A 14,565-nucleotide genomic window follows, 5' to 3' on the forward strand; every position below is an offset into this window, starting at 1 on the left:
AGAGCTCGGCCGTTTGAGGGGCCTTTTCGGGAGCTTTTTGGATCCGCCGGGTTCGGTGTGATACCGGCGGGAGCTCCTTCGCTTTGCTCTCGCCGTTTATTCTGCGGCCTCTTGGGCCGGGACGACCGATACGAAAGCTCGGCCTTGTTTCGTAAGGAATCGGACGCGTCCATTGGCGGTGGCAAAGAGGGTATGATCCTTGCCCATGCCAACGTTGGCGCCCGCATGCCACTTCGTGCCGCGCTGACGAATGATGATGTTGCCCGACACGACCTGTTGATCGCCGAACTTCTTGACGCCCAGACGACGGCCGTCGGAATCACGACCGTTGCGAGACGAACCGCCTGCTTTTTTGTGAGCCATGGGTTACTCCCGTATTCCTGTCAGTTTCCGTTCGCTTATTCAGCGGCGGCCGGCGCAGCGTCTTTCGCTGCAGCCTTGGTGGTCTTCTTGGCCGCAGCCTTCTTGGGCTTTTCGCCGCCGGCGAGGATCTCGGTGATCCGCACGACCGTGTAGTCCTGGCGATGCCCGCGCTTGCGGCGCGAATTCTGGCGGCGGCGCTTCTTGAAGGAAATGACCTTCTCGCCGCGGGTGTGCTCAACCACCTCGCCCGCCACGGTGACGCCCTCGACGAGGGGCGCGCCGACCTGGGTGCCGTTGTCGTTCGTGACCATAAGAACCTGGTCGAACGTGACGGTGGCGCCCGGCTCTCCTTCGAGCTTGGCGATGGTGATGACGTCTTCGGCGGCGACGCGATATTGCTTGCCGCCGGTCTTGATCACTGCGAACATCTTCATCCTCGTGTTCAAACCCAACTCTCCGCGGGAACCCGCAGGGTCGGCTTTTTGGCAGTTTCCGGCTTCATTTCACGATGGCCGAGGCCATCGCAGCGAGACGCGCGGGCACAAGGCCCCTCACGTACAGAGGGGTGTCTGTAGGGACAGCCCGCCCCGATGTCAATCAAAAACCCGGCAAAAACCCGCAGAAGGGTGCTTGAAGACCTGAGAGGCCCATGATATCCACCCCGCCTCAACCAGCCGACCTTGGCAACAGGATCAGGCCCTCCGGAGAGGTGGCAGAGTGGTTGAATGCACCGCACTCGAAATGCGGCATACGGGCAACCGTATCGGGAGTTCGAATCTCCCCCTCTCCGCCATCTTATTCGATTAAGTATCTGATTTATAAGCAAGTTATTGAGCGGACACGCTTTGGGTCCCAACATGGGCCCCAGCAGCTGCGCGCTCTGCCGCCGTCAAATCCCGCCGCGTCCTAGTAGTCCCATCGATTGATGGACTACACTTGATCGGGTGAGGCAACTACTCGCAGGCAGGGGAGCTGACCGAACCGGCCGCTGTTGACCCATGCCTTGAAGATGTGCGGCGACAATTTCTGGATCTTCAGGTCATCCAGCACGGCATCATAAAAGCGAAACCAGCGGCTCATGTGGCCGCCCTCTTGTCGCACCCGCGACGCAGCCCTTGTCACTTAGACCGTCACTTATGACGTCACCGGTGACGTCGTGCGTGACGTCGTGCGTGACGTCACCGCGGGACAAAAAGACGGCGCCACACGTTCACGACAATGCCTGAGCCTCGTGGGGGCTATCCGCTTGACCGGAGAGCCTACGACTGAACGATTCCGCCCGTTGAACGCCCGCGATTGCGAAGCCACTTTTGAATCGCAATCAAAGCCAGCGTCGATGGCGAATGGGGAACCGAGACAGGCTGCCCCTCACTCCGCTGCGAGGCGGGCCTTCGATGCCGACTTTGCGGCGCTGAGTTCGCGCAGCTTCTGGAAGACCACGTAGAGCATCGGGATCACAAAGATACCAAAGAATGCGGCAGCGAGCATGCCGCCGAAGACAGGAGTGCCGACGGCACGACGGCTGAGCGCTCCGGCGCCTTCGGCGATCACCAGCGGGAGGAGGCCGAAGATGAACGCAAGGCTCGTCATCATCACCGGCCGGAAGCGCAGGCGCGCGCCAGTAATCGCCGCATCGCCGATGCTTGCGCCCTGGAGCCGCTGCTGAAGCGCGAACTCGACGATCAGAATCCCGTTCTTGGCGGCGAGTGCCACCAGCACCACAAGCCCGATCTGCGCGTAGACGTCGAAGGCGAGACCGGACAGCTTCACCGCCGCGATGGCGCCGAACACGGCGACGGTGACCGACAAGAGAACCGGGATCGGGATGTTCCAGCTCTCATAGAGCGCGACCAGGAACAGATAGGCGAAAAGCACGGCGAGGCCGAGCACGACGCCAGTCTGACCGGTTGCTGTCTTTTCCTGCAGCGCGGTCCCGGTCCATTCGAAACCATAGCCGCGCGGGAGTGTCGTCGCCGAGATCCGCTCCATCGCCGTGAGCGCCTGGCCGGAGCTGTAGGCCGGCTTGGGGGCGCCGTTGATGATCGTGGCGCGGAAGCCATTGTAGCGCACGAGCGCCTGCGGTCCTTGCACGAGCCGCGCCTGTGCCAGGGCGCGGATCGGCACCATCGCGCCCGCGGCATTGCGGACATAAACCCGGTAGATGTCTTCGATCTCATTGCGGAACTTGGCCTCCGACTCGACATTGACCTGCCAAGTCCGGCCGAAGAGATTGAAATCATTGACGTAAAATCCGCCGAGTGACGCCTGAAGCGCGTTGAAAATGCTGCTGATGGGGATGCCCAGCACCTGTGTCTTGTCGCGATCAATGTCGAGATAGATCTGCGGCGTGTCAGCGGCGAAGGTGCTGAAGACGGCGGCAAGCTCGGGTTGCTGATTGGCGGCAACGAGAAGCGCGCGATTGACGGCCGCGATGTCCGTGGGACTCTGGCCCTGCAGAGCTTCGAGCGCGTACTGGAAGCCACCGGTATTGCCCAGCCCGAGAATGGGCGGCAAGTTGAACGGGAAGACGACGGCTCCCTGGATGGCGGAGAGCTGTGGGCGCAGGCGGGCGAGGACTGCATCGACGCTCTGAGCCGGATCGGTACGGTCCTCGTACGGTTTCATGCGGATCACGAAGAAGGCATTGTTCGACGAGGCCACGTAATCGATGAAATTCAAACCCACCACCGACAGGACGCGCGCGACCCCCGGGGTCTGTCGGATGATGTCTTCCACCTGAGCGACAAGCTTCTCGGTGCGCTCGTTGGACGCGCCCTCGGGCAGCCGCATGGCGGCGAAGATCGCGCCCTGATCCTCCGACGGCAGGAAGCCTTGCGGCGTCACTCTGAAGAGAAAGAACGAGCCCGCCGCGACTCCGGCCACGACAATCAGGCTGACGATTGCGACACGGACGAAATGGCGCACCAGCGCGGCGTACCCGTCGCGCGCTTGATCGATCGCGCCGAGCACGTAACGCATCGGTCCGCGACGCGGCCCGGTGCGCTTCAGAAGAACCGAACACAAGGCCGGGCTCAAAGTGAGGGCGTTCACTGCGGAGATGACCATCGCAGTCGACACCGCGACGGCGAACTGGCGGAAAAGCTGACCGCTGATACCGGGAATGAATGCCACCGGAATGAACACTGACAACAGGACAAGGGTGATCGCGATGATCGGCCCGGTGATCTCCGCCATGGCCTTCTTGGTGGCGTCGGGGACCGACAGAGTCGGCTCCTCTTCCATCACTCGCTCCACGTTCTCGGTGACGACGATTGCATCGTCGACGACGATGCCGATGGCGAGCACCAAGGCAAGGAGCGATACCGTATTGGCTGAATAACCGATGACGAGCATGACCGCGAAGGTGCCGATGATCGAGACCGGCACCGCGATCATCGGGATCACCATCGTCCGCAGCTTGCCGAGGAACAGGAACACCACGAGCGCCACCAGCAGGAAAGCGACGATCAGGGTGCGAATGACCTCGTTGACGGTTGCGGTGACGAAGGTGGTCGCATCCCAGAAGAGATCGCTGCGCATATCGTCCGGAAAACGCTTTGCCAGGCCGTCCATCACTTCCCGTACGCGCCGCGCCACCTCGACCGCATTGGCGCCGGGCGTCTGATAGATACCAATCGCTGCAGATGGTGCGCCGTTGAATCGGGTGTAACGGTCCTGTGTCTTTGCGCCGAGATCGGCACGGGCCACGTCCTTGACGCGGACGACGGAACCATTGGGGTTTGCGCGCAGGACAACGTTCTCGAACTCTTCCGTCCGGGTCAGACGTCCCTTGGTCTTGATGGTGAGCTGCAGTTGCTGGTTGCCCGGTGCGGGCTCCGCGCCGATGCGGCCCACTGCGGCTTGCAGGTTCTGGGACTGGATCGCCGAGATCACATCGGCCGGAGTCAGATTGAAAGCCGTCAGGCGGTCGGGATCGAGCCAAAGGCGCAGGGAATAATCGAGGGGACCGAAGAGGCTTGCCTGGCCGACGCCGGGGATGCGCGCCAGCGGATCGATGATGTTGATAGTGGCATAGTTGTTGAGAAACAGCGCATCATGAGTTCCCCGCGGCGACGAGAGCGTGATGACCTGCAAAAGCGCCGCCGATTTCTTGCGGATGACCAATCCCTGACGCTGGACTTCCTGCGGCAGGAGCTGCGTTGCAAGCTGGGCCCTGTTCTGGACATTCACCGTATTGATGTCAGGATCGGTGCCGAGCGCAAAGGTGACGGTTAGCGAGTAACTGCCGTCGGCTCCGCTCGTCGACTGATAATAGAGGGCATTGTCGACGCCGTTGATCTGTTGCTCGATTGGCTGAGCGACAGTCGTTTCGACCACCTCCGCGTCGGCTCCGGGATAGAGGGTCGTGAGCGAGACCTGCGGCGGCACGATATCGGGAAACTGGGCGACCGGGATCGCCCGCATCGCGAGCAGACCAGCAAGAGTGATGACGATCGAGATCACGAAGGCGAGACGAGGCCGGTCGATGAAGATGTTCGAGATCATTGGCTTTTGGCCTCTGGCGCCAGCACATTCGCCTGCACGACCTGCCCGGGCTGGACCTTCTGAACCCCGTCGACGATCACGTTGTCACCTTCCTGAAGGCCCGCGGTGACGACCACATCGGCATCGCGGTTCGCACCAGGCGTGATGCGGCGCTGCTGCACCTTGTGCTGATTATCGACCACCAGGGCGTAATAGCCGCTCTGATCGAACTGCAAGGCTGCCTGCGGAATGACTAAGCGCGGCTCTTCCTGGCGCAGGCGGACCTCCGCCGTCACGAACTGGCCGTCGATCAGCTGCCCGTCGGGATTGGGCGCCGTGGCGCGCATGATGAGCGTGTCCGTCTGCTGATCGACTTGCGGGTCGGTTAGATCCCACACACCGCGATGCGGGTATTTGGCGCCGTTCGACAGGCGGAGGCGGATCTCGATCTTGGCGGGGCTGCCCGTTTCCTCGCGCCTTGCCTCGCGAATAAGTTCGAGGTCGCGCACGCTCACCGGAAAGAGCACATAGATCGGGTCCTTGCTCACGATCGTCGCAAGCACGCCACTCGCCGGATTGACGAGATTCCCCACCGTGTAGGCCGTGCGACCGATCAGCCCGTCGATCGGCGACCTGATTTCGGTGTAGTCGAGATTGACCTCAGCCTGTGTGAGTGCGGCCTTCATCTGCAGGATGTTGGCCTTGGCGCTGTCGAGATTGGCCTTGTCCTGATCGACGACCGACTGGGACGCGAATTGGCGCTGAGAGAGCGACAGTTGTCGATCGTACTGGAGCTGGGCGTTCGTCACGACGGCCTCGGCCGAAGCCACGTTCGCTTTTGCCTGGTCGACCCGCGCTTTGAATTGGATCTTCTCGATCTGGTAGAGGAGTTCGCCGGCCTTGACGGTTTGACCTTCCCGAAACGCGACCCGCTCGAGAAAGCCCTCGACGCGAGCCCGCAGATCGACCTTGCTCACCGCCTTGATGTGCCCAACGAACTGGAAGGACTGGCTCACCCCGCGCATCTCCGCGGGCCGCACACCGACCGCTGGCTGCGGCGCCGGAGCCGCCGCTTGCTGCGGAGCGTTGCACGCCGCCGGCAGCAGAAGACCGAGAAGAAAGGCCAGCCTCCACGAGGGGGTCTTGCACTGATACGGGCTCATCGTATCTCCTCCCCAACGCACTCACCGTCATCCCGGCCAGAGCGTACCGGAGAGCGGGACCGTGGGCGAAAGGGGTGCCGTCATCGTCCGACGGTCGCGGGCCCGGCTCCGTGCTCGGGATAACAGTGCAACCGGAGCCACTCTTCCGCCGGAGAAGGAAAGCGACCCAAGTGGCTTTGTTTAACCTGACTACGTGCCCAGAGTATGGCACGCAGCATGGGGAGCCACCGCCGCGCTGGCTTGCCCCCTACTCCTAATGGCATCCTTCGGATGGCGGATGCGGTATCAGGCTCCTGCCCGGGAGCGGCGGAGCCATTCGTCGAAGCCGATGCGGCCGAGGCGTGCCTCGCCCAACGGCACGAGCGAGCGCTCCTCGACCCGGCCGCCGAAGTATTGGGCGTCGGGATCGCGCACGACCTCACGCGGGTCGCCGACAGCCTTCAGGTAGCGGGCGACGATTTCGTTGAACGGCGCTCGTTCCGGGCCGGCGATCTCGACGATGCCGTTTCGCGGCGCCGCGAGCGCCACATCGGCAACGATGGCAGCAACGTCGTCCGCGGCGATGGGCTGGAAGAGGCCGGGCGAAAGCCTGACGACATTTCCAACTGCACTTCCATCGGCGATGCCGCCGAGGAATTCCAGGAACTGAGTCGAGCGGATGATGGTGTAGGGGACACGGGAGGTCTGGATCAGCTTCTCTTGGGCGACCTTGGCGCGGAAATAGCCATTGTCGGGCGTCCGGTCGGTTCCGACGATGGATAGCGCGACATGATGCCGGACGCCCGCTGCGCCCTCCGCCGCGAGAAGGTTGCGGCCGGAGGTCTCGAAGAACTCCAGCACCGCCTTGTCTTCAAATGAAGGCGAATTGGCGAGATCGATCACGACCTGCGCGCCGGCCATGGCCTCTGTCAGCCCCTCGCCGGTGATGCTGTTGATTCCGCTTTGCGGCGAGGCGGCGACGACCTCGTGGCCGCCCTGGCGCAGAATCGCAACGGTCTTCGAGCCAATCAGGCCGGTGCCGCCGATGACGACGATCTTCATGACTTACCCTCCCTTGTAGATAACCGGAGACCCTGCCACTTTGCAGTGCGACGAGATTCAGAACGCAGTGCGCTCCGTCAGAGGAGGCCATAAGCCGGGGGCAGCGCCACACGCTGTTACCAGTCGACCGCCGTTACCGCATGACCCTGGAGCACCCAGCATGTTCCAGGGGATTTCAGTTCCACGTACCTCACTGAACGCGCCGGATTGACCGGCGCGTCCGTTGCAATACGCCGGAGGCAGACATCGAGAAATGATGGCCTACTTCGCTGCCGTAGCCGCTTTCTCGATCAATGCTGCCACTTCGCGCGCGTGCGAAAGAAAGATTGCGTGGCTGCCTGGAAGTTCAATGACTTGCGATTGGGCTCGCTTCGCCATGAATCGCTCGAGGTCTGGATTGATCATTCGATCTTGTGTGGGAATGACTGCGTAGCTCGGCTTTTGTTTCCAAGCCGCAACCGTGGCCTTCGCATCGAAGGCCTCGCCTGAAACTGGTACTTGGGAGATCGCCATAAAACGAGCGACCGGATTGGGAACGTCCGCAGCGAAATCACTCGCAAACGCAGCGGGGTTGACGGCCAGAAAGCCGTCGCCAACAGGCCCGATGCTCTTGGCAGCCGCTGGCATTTTACCTGCCAGATCAGACAGACTCTCACCGACGTCCGGTTGCATCGCCGCTACATAAACAAGAGCCTTGACGTCGGGATGCGCTCCCGTCTCGGTGATGATCATCCCGCCATAACTATGGCCGACCAGCACGCAAGGACCCAACGTGTCGAGAACCCGGCGCGTCGCAGCCACATCTGCCGCGAAACTCGTCTCGGGCTCCTGGACGACCCGTACCGAGTAACCGTGACTCTGGAGAATGTCCGCTACCGGCTTCCATCCGGAGACATCGGCGAAGGCGCCGTGCACCAAAACGATAGTCTTGACGGCTGCGTACGTAGGGGATGACGCCGCAAGCGCGGTTCCCGTGAGGAGAGCCAGAATCGAGCGTTTCATGGTGCTACTCCGCTGAGTTTGGCGGCAGCTGCTGTATATTTGGCTGGTGCACCGAACAATTCAACGCCGATAGCGCCGAATGTCCGATAATAGAACCGCCTCACGGTTCGTCTGGCTGCCATTGATCACAATCCTCTCAGGCCGACCGTGCCGCTTCAATGCCTTGCGCGGAAACCTTGGCGTCCGTGAGATTTCTCCGAACGCTGAACCAGAATTCCACCGTGTCGCGGTGCTGTCGATTGCTCGGTACCGCCACTGGTCACGTACCTCCGTTGGTTCGACAAAGCCACCTCGTAGGTGTCGGGCTCCATCCCCTCCTTTTCCACGCCGGGCGATCCGGCACGCATGCCATACTCTCGGCTCTCGGAAAGGCTAAAGAGATCGCATAGAGCTGCCTTCCTTCGATTGGACGAGGTCCGACATGTTCCGGATTGTGTCGAGCGCTTTAACTGCCCTTGTCACATCGCTGCCCGTCGCGGCGCAGGTTCAGCCCTATCCCGACGGTTTTCGCACGCAAGAGATCCAGACCAACGGGACAATCCTACATGTCCGGGTCGGCGGCCAGGGACCGGCAGTCCTGCTGCTGCATGGTTATGGCGAGACCGGTGACATGTGGGCGCCTTTGGCCACCGACCTCGCCCGCGATCATACCGTCGTCGCCCCGGATCTGCGTGGCATGGGACTCTCGTCCCGGCCCGAAACCGGCTACGACAAGAAAACCCAGGGCCAAGACATGGCGGGCGTGCTCGACTCCCTGAAGATCGACAAAGTCGACCTCGTCACCCATGACATCGGCAACATGGTTGGCTACGCGTTTGCCGCGCAGCATCACGAGCGGGTCGCGCGCTTCGTGATCATGGACGCCCCACTGCCGGGGATTGGCCCATGGGACGAGATCGTACGCAATTGGGCCCTGTGGCATTTTTCGTTTCAGGGTCCCGACGCCGAGCGACTGGTGGCCGGGCGGGAACGGATTTATCTCGATCGCTTCTGGAACGAGTTCTCGGCCAACCCGAAGAGCTTTGGCGAGGCCTCGCGGGAACACTATGCGAGGATTTATGCCCAGCCTGGCGCGATGCACGCCGGCTTCAATCAGTTCGCGGCCTTCGACCAGGACGCGAACGACAACAGGGTCTTCGTGGCGCAAGGAAAGTTGACGATGCCGGTGTTGGCAGTCGGCGGCGTAAAATCATTCGGACCCACCATGGCGGTGGTCATGCGGGCTGCTGCGACCGACGTCACCGAACTCGTAATCCCGAATTCCCGGGCACTGGCTAATGGAGGAGCAGCCTGCCGCCACGATCAGCGCCGTACGTGCTTTCCTCGACAAGAGCTGATCGACTCGATTGAGGGAGCCGGAATGTCGATTAACACGGTGTGCTGTGAGGCTGGGGCAAAGTCAGAGCCTCTTCTATTCAATCATCTCGCGGGCCAGCGTCACCGCTCTGATCCTGAAAACTCTCGCCACGCGGATCGTCGTCGGGATGAATGTATCCTATTCCCAACGGACCAATGGCGGTGACTTGGGTGACGTACTCGCCGGACCTTGCCCAGTGGAAGTGGGATGTATTGCCCGGAAGAACGATGACGCTACCCGGTGGATAAGCCTCCAGCTTGTTGCCGTCGAACTGATCCCCAAGGCCAATGTAAAAAACGCCGGATATGACTGTGTAGACCCGATCCTCCGGATGTCGGTGTGGCATCAGCTTCACGCCCGATGGCACTTTGACCCTGATGACGTACGGACCAGTTCGGATGGCTGACCGACAATGACAGCAAGGCGGACCGAAGGCGGGAACGCCGGGAATGGCTTCCAGTCGATGTCTTCGGGAAGGACCGCACTGAAAGCGGCTTGGCCCGGCTGGTGGATTTGAGTCATCGCGGTCCTCCTTATTAAACAGATCGGTCAGAGACGTGAGGGTCGCAAGCGATCATTGCTCACGGGAACTGCTTCAACGCGGGTGATCGATCGGCAGCGACCGCAGGCTTGATCGCGGAGGTCCCGGTTTCGTCGTTCCGCACGGCGGCTCGCGGTTCTTGTCGATGTGGACCTCAATGGCCAGAGAACGGGTTCTTGAATGCGACAAGGGCCGATCAAGAGCGATCTACTTCGACCACCGCATCGGCAAAGGCCTTCGGCGCTTCCTGGGGCAAATTGTGCCCGACGCCGCCCGTGACGAGCCGGTGCGCGTATTTGCCCGAGAATTTCTTGGCATAGGAACTGGCGTCCGCGTGTGGCGCCCCATTGGCATCGCCTTCCATCGTAATGGTCGGCACGGCAATGACCGGGCCTTCGGCAAGGCGCTTCTCCAGATCGTCATACCTCGGCTCTCCGGCCGCGAGGCCGAGCCGCCAGCGGTAATTATGGATGACGATGCTCACATGATCCGGGTTGTCGAAGGACGCCGCGGTGCGATCGAATGTGGCGTCATTGAAATCCCATTTCGGCGACGCGAGCTGCCAAATGAGCTTGTTGAAATCATGCCGGTATTGATCGTAGCCGGCGCGGCCGCGGTCTGTGGCGAAATAGAACTGGTACCACCATTGGAGCTCAGCCTTGGGCGGCAACGGCATCTTGCCGGCTTCCTGGCTGCCGATCAGATAACCGCTGACCGAGACCATGGCCTTGCAACGCTCCGGCCACAGCGCAGCGATGATGTTGGCCGTCCGCGCTCCCCAATCGAAGCCGGCGAGGATCGCCTTCTCGATCTTGAGCGCATCCATCAGCGCGGTGATATCGACCGCGAGCGCCGAAGGCTGACCGTTCCGGAAGGTTTCGCTTGAGAGAAAACGCGTCGAGCCATAGCCGCGCAGGTAAGGCACGATCACGCGGTAGCCCTTCGATGCCAGCAACGGGGCGACATCGACATAGCTGTGAATGTCGTAGGGCCAGCCATGCAGAAGAATGACCACCGGGCCATTGGCAGGGCCGGCTTCGGCGTATCCGACGTTCAGGACGCCGGCATCGATCTGCTTCAGCGAGCCGAACGACGTACTCGTCACCGGCTTGATCGCGGGCGATGCTCCTCCGCTGGTTTGCGCTTTCGCCGAACCGATCATGGCGAGTTCGGCCGCAGCAATGGTCATGGCCGCGGTGCTCAAAAAGCGACGGCGATTGTATTTGACGTCTTCGGGCATCGACCTCTCCCCAATTGGCACCGAACGTGCCTCGTGTGGCGGGAGACAACGGCGCGCATTACGTGCACGCTGCCTCCTCCCGATCAGCGCAGTGACTTGAACGCTGCCCGGATCTCTTGGGTGAAGAGTTCCGGCTGCTCCCATGCCGCAAAGTGGCCGCCTTTGCCGAGGCGGTTGTAGTAGATCAGGTTGGGAAACGCTTTCTCGGTCCAACGACGCGGTGCGGTATAGATTTCGTCCGGAAACGCGCTCACCGCGACCGGAATGGTAACGCCCTTGGGAGCGAAGAATGCAAGCTTGCTCTCCCAAAAGAGACGCGCCGACGAGACACCCGTGTTCGTCAGCCAGTAGAGCGTGACGTTGTCGAGGATATCGTCACGCGTGAGGCCCTCTGACTGCCCGTCGAAGACTCGTCCGATGAGCTTTTGGCTGGCCGCATCATGGTCGAGCATCCACGCGGCAAGGCCGATGGGCGAATCCTCCAGAGCGTAGAGCGTCTGCGGACGGTTGCCCATTTCTTGCGCGTAACCCACACGGTGCTTGTAGAAGAAGTCCAGCTGGTCCCATGCATATTTTTCGTCAGCTGAGAGATCCGTGGGCGGTGGTCCGCCGGCAAGCGCCGCTGAAATATTATCAGGGAGGGTTCCCGGCATGTTGGTGTGGATGCCAAGCAACCCCGCAGGCTTCTGAAGCGCCATTTGCTCGGAAATGGCATCGCCCCAGTCACCGCCCTGTGCGACATATTTCTTGTACCCCAGCCGGTCCATCAGCACCGCCCAGACGCGCGCGATGTGCTGTGGATCCCATCCGAGCTCTGTCGGCTTACCGGAAAAGCCGTACCCTGGAATCGAGGGAATGACGATGTCGAACGCGTCCGCCGCAGTCCCGCCATGAGCCGTCGGATTGGTCAGCGGGTCGATGACCTTCAGCTGCTCGATAATCGAACCCGGCCAACCATGCGTGATGATCACCGGCAGCGCGTTCGGTTCCTTTGCTTTGACGTGGATGAAGTGGATGTCGACACCGTCGATGTTGGTGACAAACTGCGGCAGCGCGGCGAGGCGCGCCTCGACCTTTCGCCAGTCGTACTGGCTGGCCCAATAGTCGGCGAGTTTCTGCATCGTCGCAAGGCGCACGCCCTGCGTGTCATCCACGACCAACTCCCGACTGGGCCATTTGGTCGCCTTAATCCGCCGTTTGAGATCGGCAAGTTCCTCGTCAGACACGCGGAATGTAAACGGCCGGATCGCTGCGTCTTCAGTCGCAGCGCCCGCTGTGGCTGGCTGCGCAACCAGAGGCGTGGGGATCAAGCTAACGGCGAGCACGGCTGCTGACGAGGCCAAAAGCATGGCGGTTGAGGTGGTCAGAAAGGACATCGTCATTCTCCTGCGTAGGGGTCGATGAGGCCTCAGTCGGTCGTGGTCGGTTCGAATTCGAAGGACGCGATCAACTCGGCCCATGCACGGGAGCCGGCGCATGGCGCGTGCGCCGCGTCCTCTGAGCGATCAGCGGAGCGGTCGAAACGCGGCACGGATCTCTTGAGCGAATAGCTCCGGCTGCTCCCACGCGGCGAAGTGGCCGCCCTTGTCGACCCTGTTGTAGTAGATGAGTTTGGGATACGCCCTCTCGGTCCAACTCCGCGGTGCCTGATATTGCTCGCCCGGAAAGACGGTTACGGCAACCGGGATGGAGACCCCCTTGGCGTTGAAAAAGCCGCCCTTGTATTCCCAATAGAGGCGAGACGCCGAGACACCCGTATTTGTCAGCCAATAAAGCGTGATGTTGTCGAGGATCTCGTCCCGCGTCAGTTCGCCCGTGGCGCTCGTGGTCCGGTTCAGTGCCGACGCGACTGCGGCGGCCGGCTGGCCATCAGCATCATTGTGGTCCAGAAGCCAAGCGGCGAGGCCGACAGGTGAATCCGCAATGCCGTATAAGGTCTGCGGGCGCGACCCCATCAGCCTGGCGTAGTCGACTTGCTTGAAAGTTCTCACCAACTGCTCATAAGCACGCTGTTCTTCGGCTGAGAGACCCGATGGCGCCGGGCCGCCGGTTTGGAGAGCCTTGTCAACGTCGGCTGGAACGGTGGCAGGCATGTTAGTGTGGATGGCAAGCAATCCCGCCGGGGCCTGCAAGCCCATCTGGTCGACGACAAACGCCCCCCAGTCGCCACCCTGGGCGACGTAGTGGCTGTAGCCGAGGCGCTGCATCAGCTCCGCCCAGGCCCGGGCCATGTGCTCGGGGCCCCAGCCGGTGCCTGTTGGCTTTCCGGAAAAGCCATAGCCTGGCATCGATGGGATCACGACGTCGAAGGCGTCCTCCACACGTCCGCCATGGGCGGTGGGATTGGTCAGGGGCTCAATGATCTTCAGCTGCTCGACGATCGAACCGGGCCATCCGTGCGTGACGATGAGCGGCATCGCGTTCGGATGAGGCGAGTGAACGTGAATGAAATGAATGTCCAGCCCATCGATGTTCGTTACGAACTGCGGGTAGGCGTTCAGCTTCACCTCGGCCTTGCGCCAGTCGTAGTCTGTCCCCCAGTAGCTCGCCAGCTCTTTCATCGTTGCCAATGGAACGCCCTGCGACTGATCCGTGACGGTTTCCTTATCGGGCCAGCGGGTCATCGCGATGCGGCGGCGGAGATCGACAAGCGCATCGTCGGGAATGACGGTGCGGAAAGGGTGGATTGCGGTATCTTCGGTCGCTTTGCCCGGTGTGGCGGCCGCTGTGCCAGGTGTGGCGGGTGCCGCGGCAAGCCCTACGGGGATCAGGCTGACGGCTACCGCGGTTGCCGACGTGGCAAGAAGCATTGCGGCTGAGGTTGTAAGAAAGGACATCGTCATTCTCCTTGGTGGACAAGCGGGCTTGCGTGCCGGTGAATGATTTGACCGAAGATCAGCTTGCATCACCCTCCGCAACCGTGAATTACCGGGATGAACTTTCGTTCCTTGAATATCCGGAGGTCCCGAAATTTGGCCAGGTACTCCCTCAAGCTGTTTGGGACCAGCAGCTCGGGCGTCCCCTTCGCCAAGATCGCCAAGAAACTCGCGCTGATCTACAAGGATTTTCTAATCATCTAGCGTGGCGCCATACAGGTGAGTGGTTCCGTGAGAAATCGCCCAACCGCAGTAACTATCATTGTGCAAGGCGTCGGAGCTACCTGATCTGAGGCAAACAGATCGAGCATATATTGGCGCAGCCGCTCGACTTCATGGGGAGGAAGAGCTTTTGAGACCCGTATGCGGCAGAAGTCGGAGATCATACGGGGAAAGATGCTTAACTTTTCAGGCATGGTATCTTGGAGTCTTATTCTGAGAGAAGAGCACTAGAGATATAGTGGGAGGCAGCGAAGTGCCTCTCGGATCTCTGCATA

Annotated in this window: 11 protein-coding genes, 1 tRNA gene and 2 pseudogenes; 2 read left to right on the top strand and 12 right to left on the bottom strand. The window is 61.4% G+C overall.

The genetic code is table 11. The annotated features are described in order from the left end of the window. Positions 1-96: 96 nt before the first annotated feature. Entirely contained in the window at positions 97-363 is a 267-nt protein-coding gene (rpmA, locus tag HB375_RS16605) for a 50S ribosomal protein L27 (RefSeq protein ID WP_167674133.1), read from the bottom strand. Positions 364-398: 35 nt separating this feature from the next. Then, on the bottom strand, positions 399-791 hold the full coding sequence (gene rplU / locus HB375_RS16610) for a 50S ribosomal protein L21 (RefSeq protein ID WP_167674134.1): 393 nt from the start codon (positions 789-791) through the stop codon (positions 399-401). 275 nt (positions 792-1,066) lie between these two features. On the opposite strand from rplU, the gene HB375_RS16615 reads away from it, so the two are divergent. Beyond that, positions 1,067-1,156 (top strand) — tRNA-Ser (locus HB375_RS16615). Positions 1,157-1,293: 137 nt separating this feature from the next. On the opposite strand, the gene HB375_RS16620 is transcribed toward HB375_RS16615, so the two are convergent. The 6 genes and pseudogenes from HB375_RS16620 to HB375_RS17965 all read right to left on the bottom strand — a co-directional run. Beyond that, complete coding sequence (locus tag HB375_RS16620) at positions 1,294-1,443, bottom strand: hypothetical protein (protein ID WP_167674135.1); 150 nt, start codon at positions 1,441-1,443, stop codon at positions 1,294-1,296. A gap of 288 nt (positions 1,444-1,731) precedes the next feature. Next, on the bottom strand, positions 1,732-4,869 hold the full coding sequence (locus HB375_RS16625; RefSeq protein WP_167674136.1) for an efflux RND transporter permease subunit: 3,138 nt from the start codon (positions 4,867-4,869) through the stop codon (positions 1,732-1,734). Further along, positions 4,866-6,011 (bottom strand): efflux RND transporter periplasmic adaptor subunit, encoded by a 1,146-nt coding sequence (locus tag HB375_RS16630; RefSeq protein WP_167674137.1) that lies wholly within the window; start codon positions 6,009-6,011, stop codon positions 4,866-4,868. The genes HB375_RS16625 and HB375_RS16630 overlap by 4 nt, the downstream gene beginning before the upstream one ends. A 285-nt stretch (positions 6,012-6,296) precedes the next feature. After that, the gene (locus tag HB375_RS16635; protein WP_167674138.1) at positions 6,297-7,052 is read right to left on the bottom strand and encodes an SDR family oxidoreductase; all 756 of its coding nucleotides are present in this window, start codon (positions 7,050-7,052) and stop codon (positions 6,297-6,299) included. Positions 7,053-7,313: 261 nt separating this feature from the next. Beyond that, the gene (locus tag HB375_RS16640; protein ID WP_167674139.1) at positions 7,314-8,054 is read right to left on the bottom strand and encodes an alpha/beta fold hydrolase; all 741 of its coding nucleotides are present in this window, start codon (positions 8,052-8,054) and stop codon (positions 7,314-7,316) included. A gap of 81 nt (positions 8,055-8,135) precedes the next feature. Beyond that, positions 8,136-8,309, bottom strand: a pseudogene (locus HB375_RS17965) (DDE-type integrase/transposase/recombinase); the annotation flags it as partial. A 166-nt stretch (positions 8,310-8,475) separates the two neighbouring features. Between HB375_RS17965 and HB375_RS16645 the strand changes: the two are divergent. Then, positions 8,476-9,391 (top strand): annotated as a pseudogene (locus HB375_RS16645) (alpha/beta fold hydrolase). A gap of 78 nt (positions 9,392-9,469) precedes the next feature. Here HB375_RS16645 and HB375_RS16650 read toward each other — a convergent pair. The 4 genes from HB375_RS16650 to HB375_RS16665 form a co-directional block, all read right to left on the bottom strand. Continuing rightward, on the bottom strand, positions 9,470-9,766 hold the full coding sequence (locus HB375_RS16650; RefSeq protein ID WP_167674140.1) for a cupin domain-containing protein: 297 nt from the start codon (positions 9,764-9,766) through the stop codon (positions 9,470-9,472). A 382-nt stretch (positions 9,767-10,148) separates the two neighbouring features. Further along, positions 10,149-11,192, bottom strand: coding sequence for an alpha/beta fold hydrolase (locus tag HB375_RS16655; protein WP_167674141.1), 1,044 nt, complete (start codon positions 11,190-11,192; stop codon positions 10,149-10,151). An 83-nt stretch (positions 11,193-11,275) separates the two neighbouring features. Beyond that, positions 11,276-12,568 (bottom strand): epoxide hydrolase family protein, encoded by a 1,293-nt coding sequence (locus HB375_RS16660; RefSeq protein ID WP_167674142.1) that lies wholly within the window; start codon positions 12,566-12,568, stop codon positions 11,276-11,278. A gap of 129 nt (positions 12,569-12,697) precedes the next feature. Continuing rightward, on the bottom strand, positions 12,698-14,035 hold the full coding sequence (locus HB375_RS16665; protein ID WP_205800240.1) for an epoxide hydrolase family protein: 1,338 nt from the start codon (positions 14,033-14,035) through the stop codon (positions 12,698-12,700). Positions 14,036-14,565 lie beyond the last annotated feature (530 nt).

This window comes from Microvirga terricola (genome assembly GCF_011777495.1).
GTDB lineage: Bacteria > Pseudomonadota > Alphaproteobacteria > Rhizobiales > Beijerinckiaceae > Microvirga > Microvirga terricola.

Bases quoted from the DNA above. Each gene is read 5' to 3' on its own strand.
- rplU (WP_167674134.1), bottom strand. From the start codon at position 791: ATGTTCGCAGTGATCAAGACCGGCGGCAAGCAATATCGCGTCGCCGCC.
- rpmA (WP_167674133.1), bottom strand. From the start codon at position 363: ATGGCTCACAAAAAAGCAGGCGGTTCGTCTCGCAACGGTCGTGATTCC.
- HB375_RS16635 (WP_167674138.1), bottom strand. From the start codon at position 7,052: ATGAAGATCGTCGTCATCGGCGGCACCGGCCTGATTGGCTCGAAGACC.
- HB375_RS16625 (WP_167674136.1), bottom strand. From the start codon at position 4,869: ATGATCTCGAACATCTTCATCGACCGGCCTCGTCTCGCCTTCGTGATC.
- HB375_RS16640 (WP_167674139.1), bottom strand. From the start codon at position 8,054: ATGAAACGCTCGATTCTGGCTCTCCTCACGGGAACCGCGCTTGCGGCG.
- HB375_RS16630 (WP_167674137.1), bottom strand. From the start codon at position 6,011: ATGAGCCCGTATCAGTGCAAGACCCCCTCGTGGAGGCTGGCCTTTCTT.
- HB375_RS16655 (WP_167674141.1), bottom strand. From the start codon at position 11,192: ATGCCCGAAGACGTCAAATACAATCGCCGTCGCTTTTTGAGCACCGCG.
- HB375_RS16620 (WP_167674135.1), bottom strand. From the start codon at position 1,443: ATGAGCCGCTGGTTTCGCTTTTATGATGCCGTGCTGGATGACCTGAAG.
- HB375_RS16665 (WP_205800240.1), bottom strand. From the start codon at position 14,035: ATGACGATGTCCTTTCTTACAACCTCAGCCGCAATGCTTCTTGCCACG.
- HB375_RS16660 (WP_167674142.1), bottom strand. From the start codon at position 12,568: ATGTCCTTTCTGACCACCTCAACCGCCATGCTTTTGGCCTCGTCAGCA.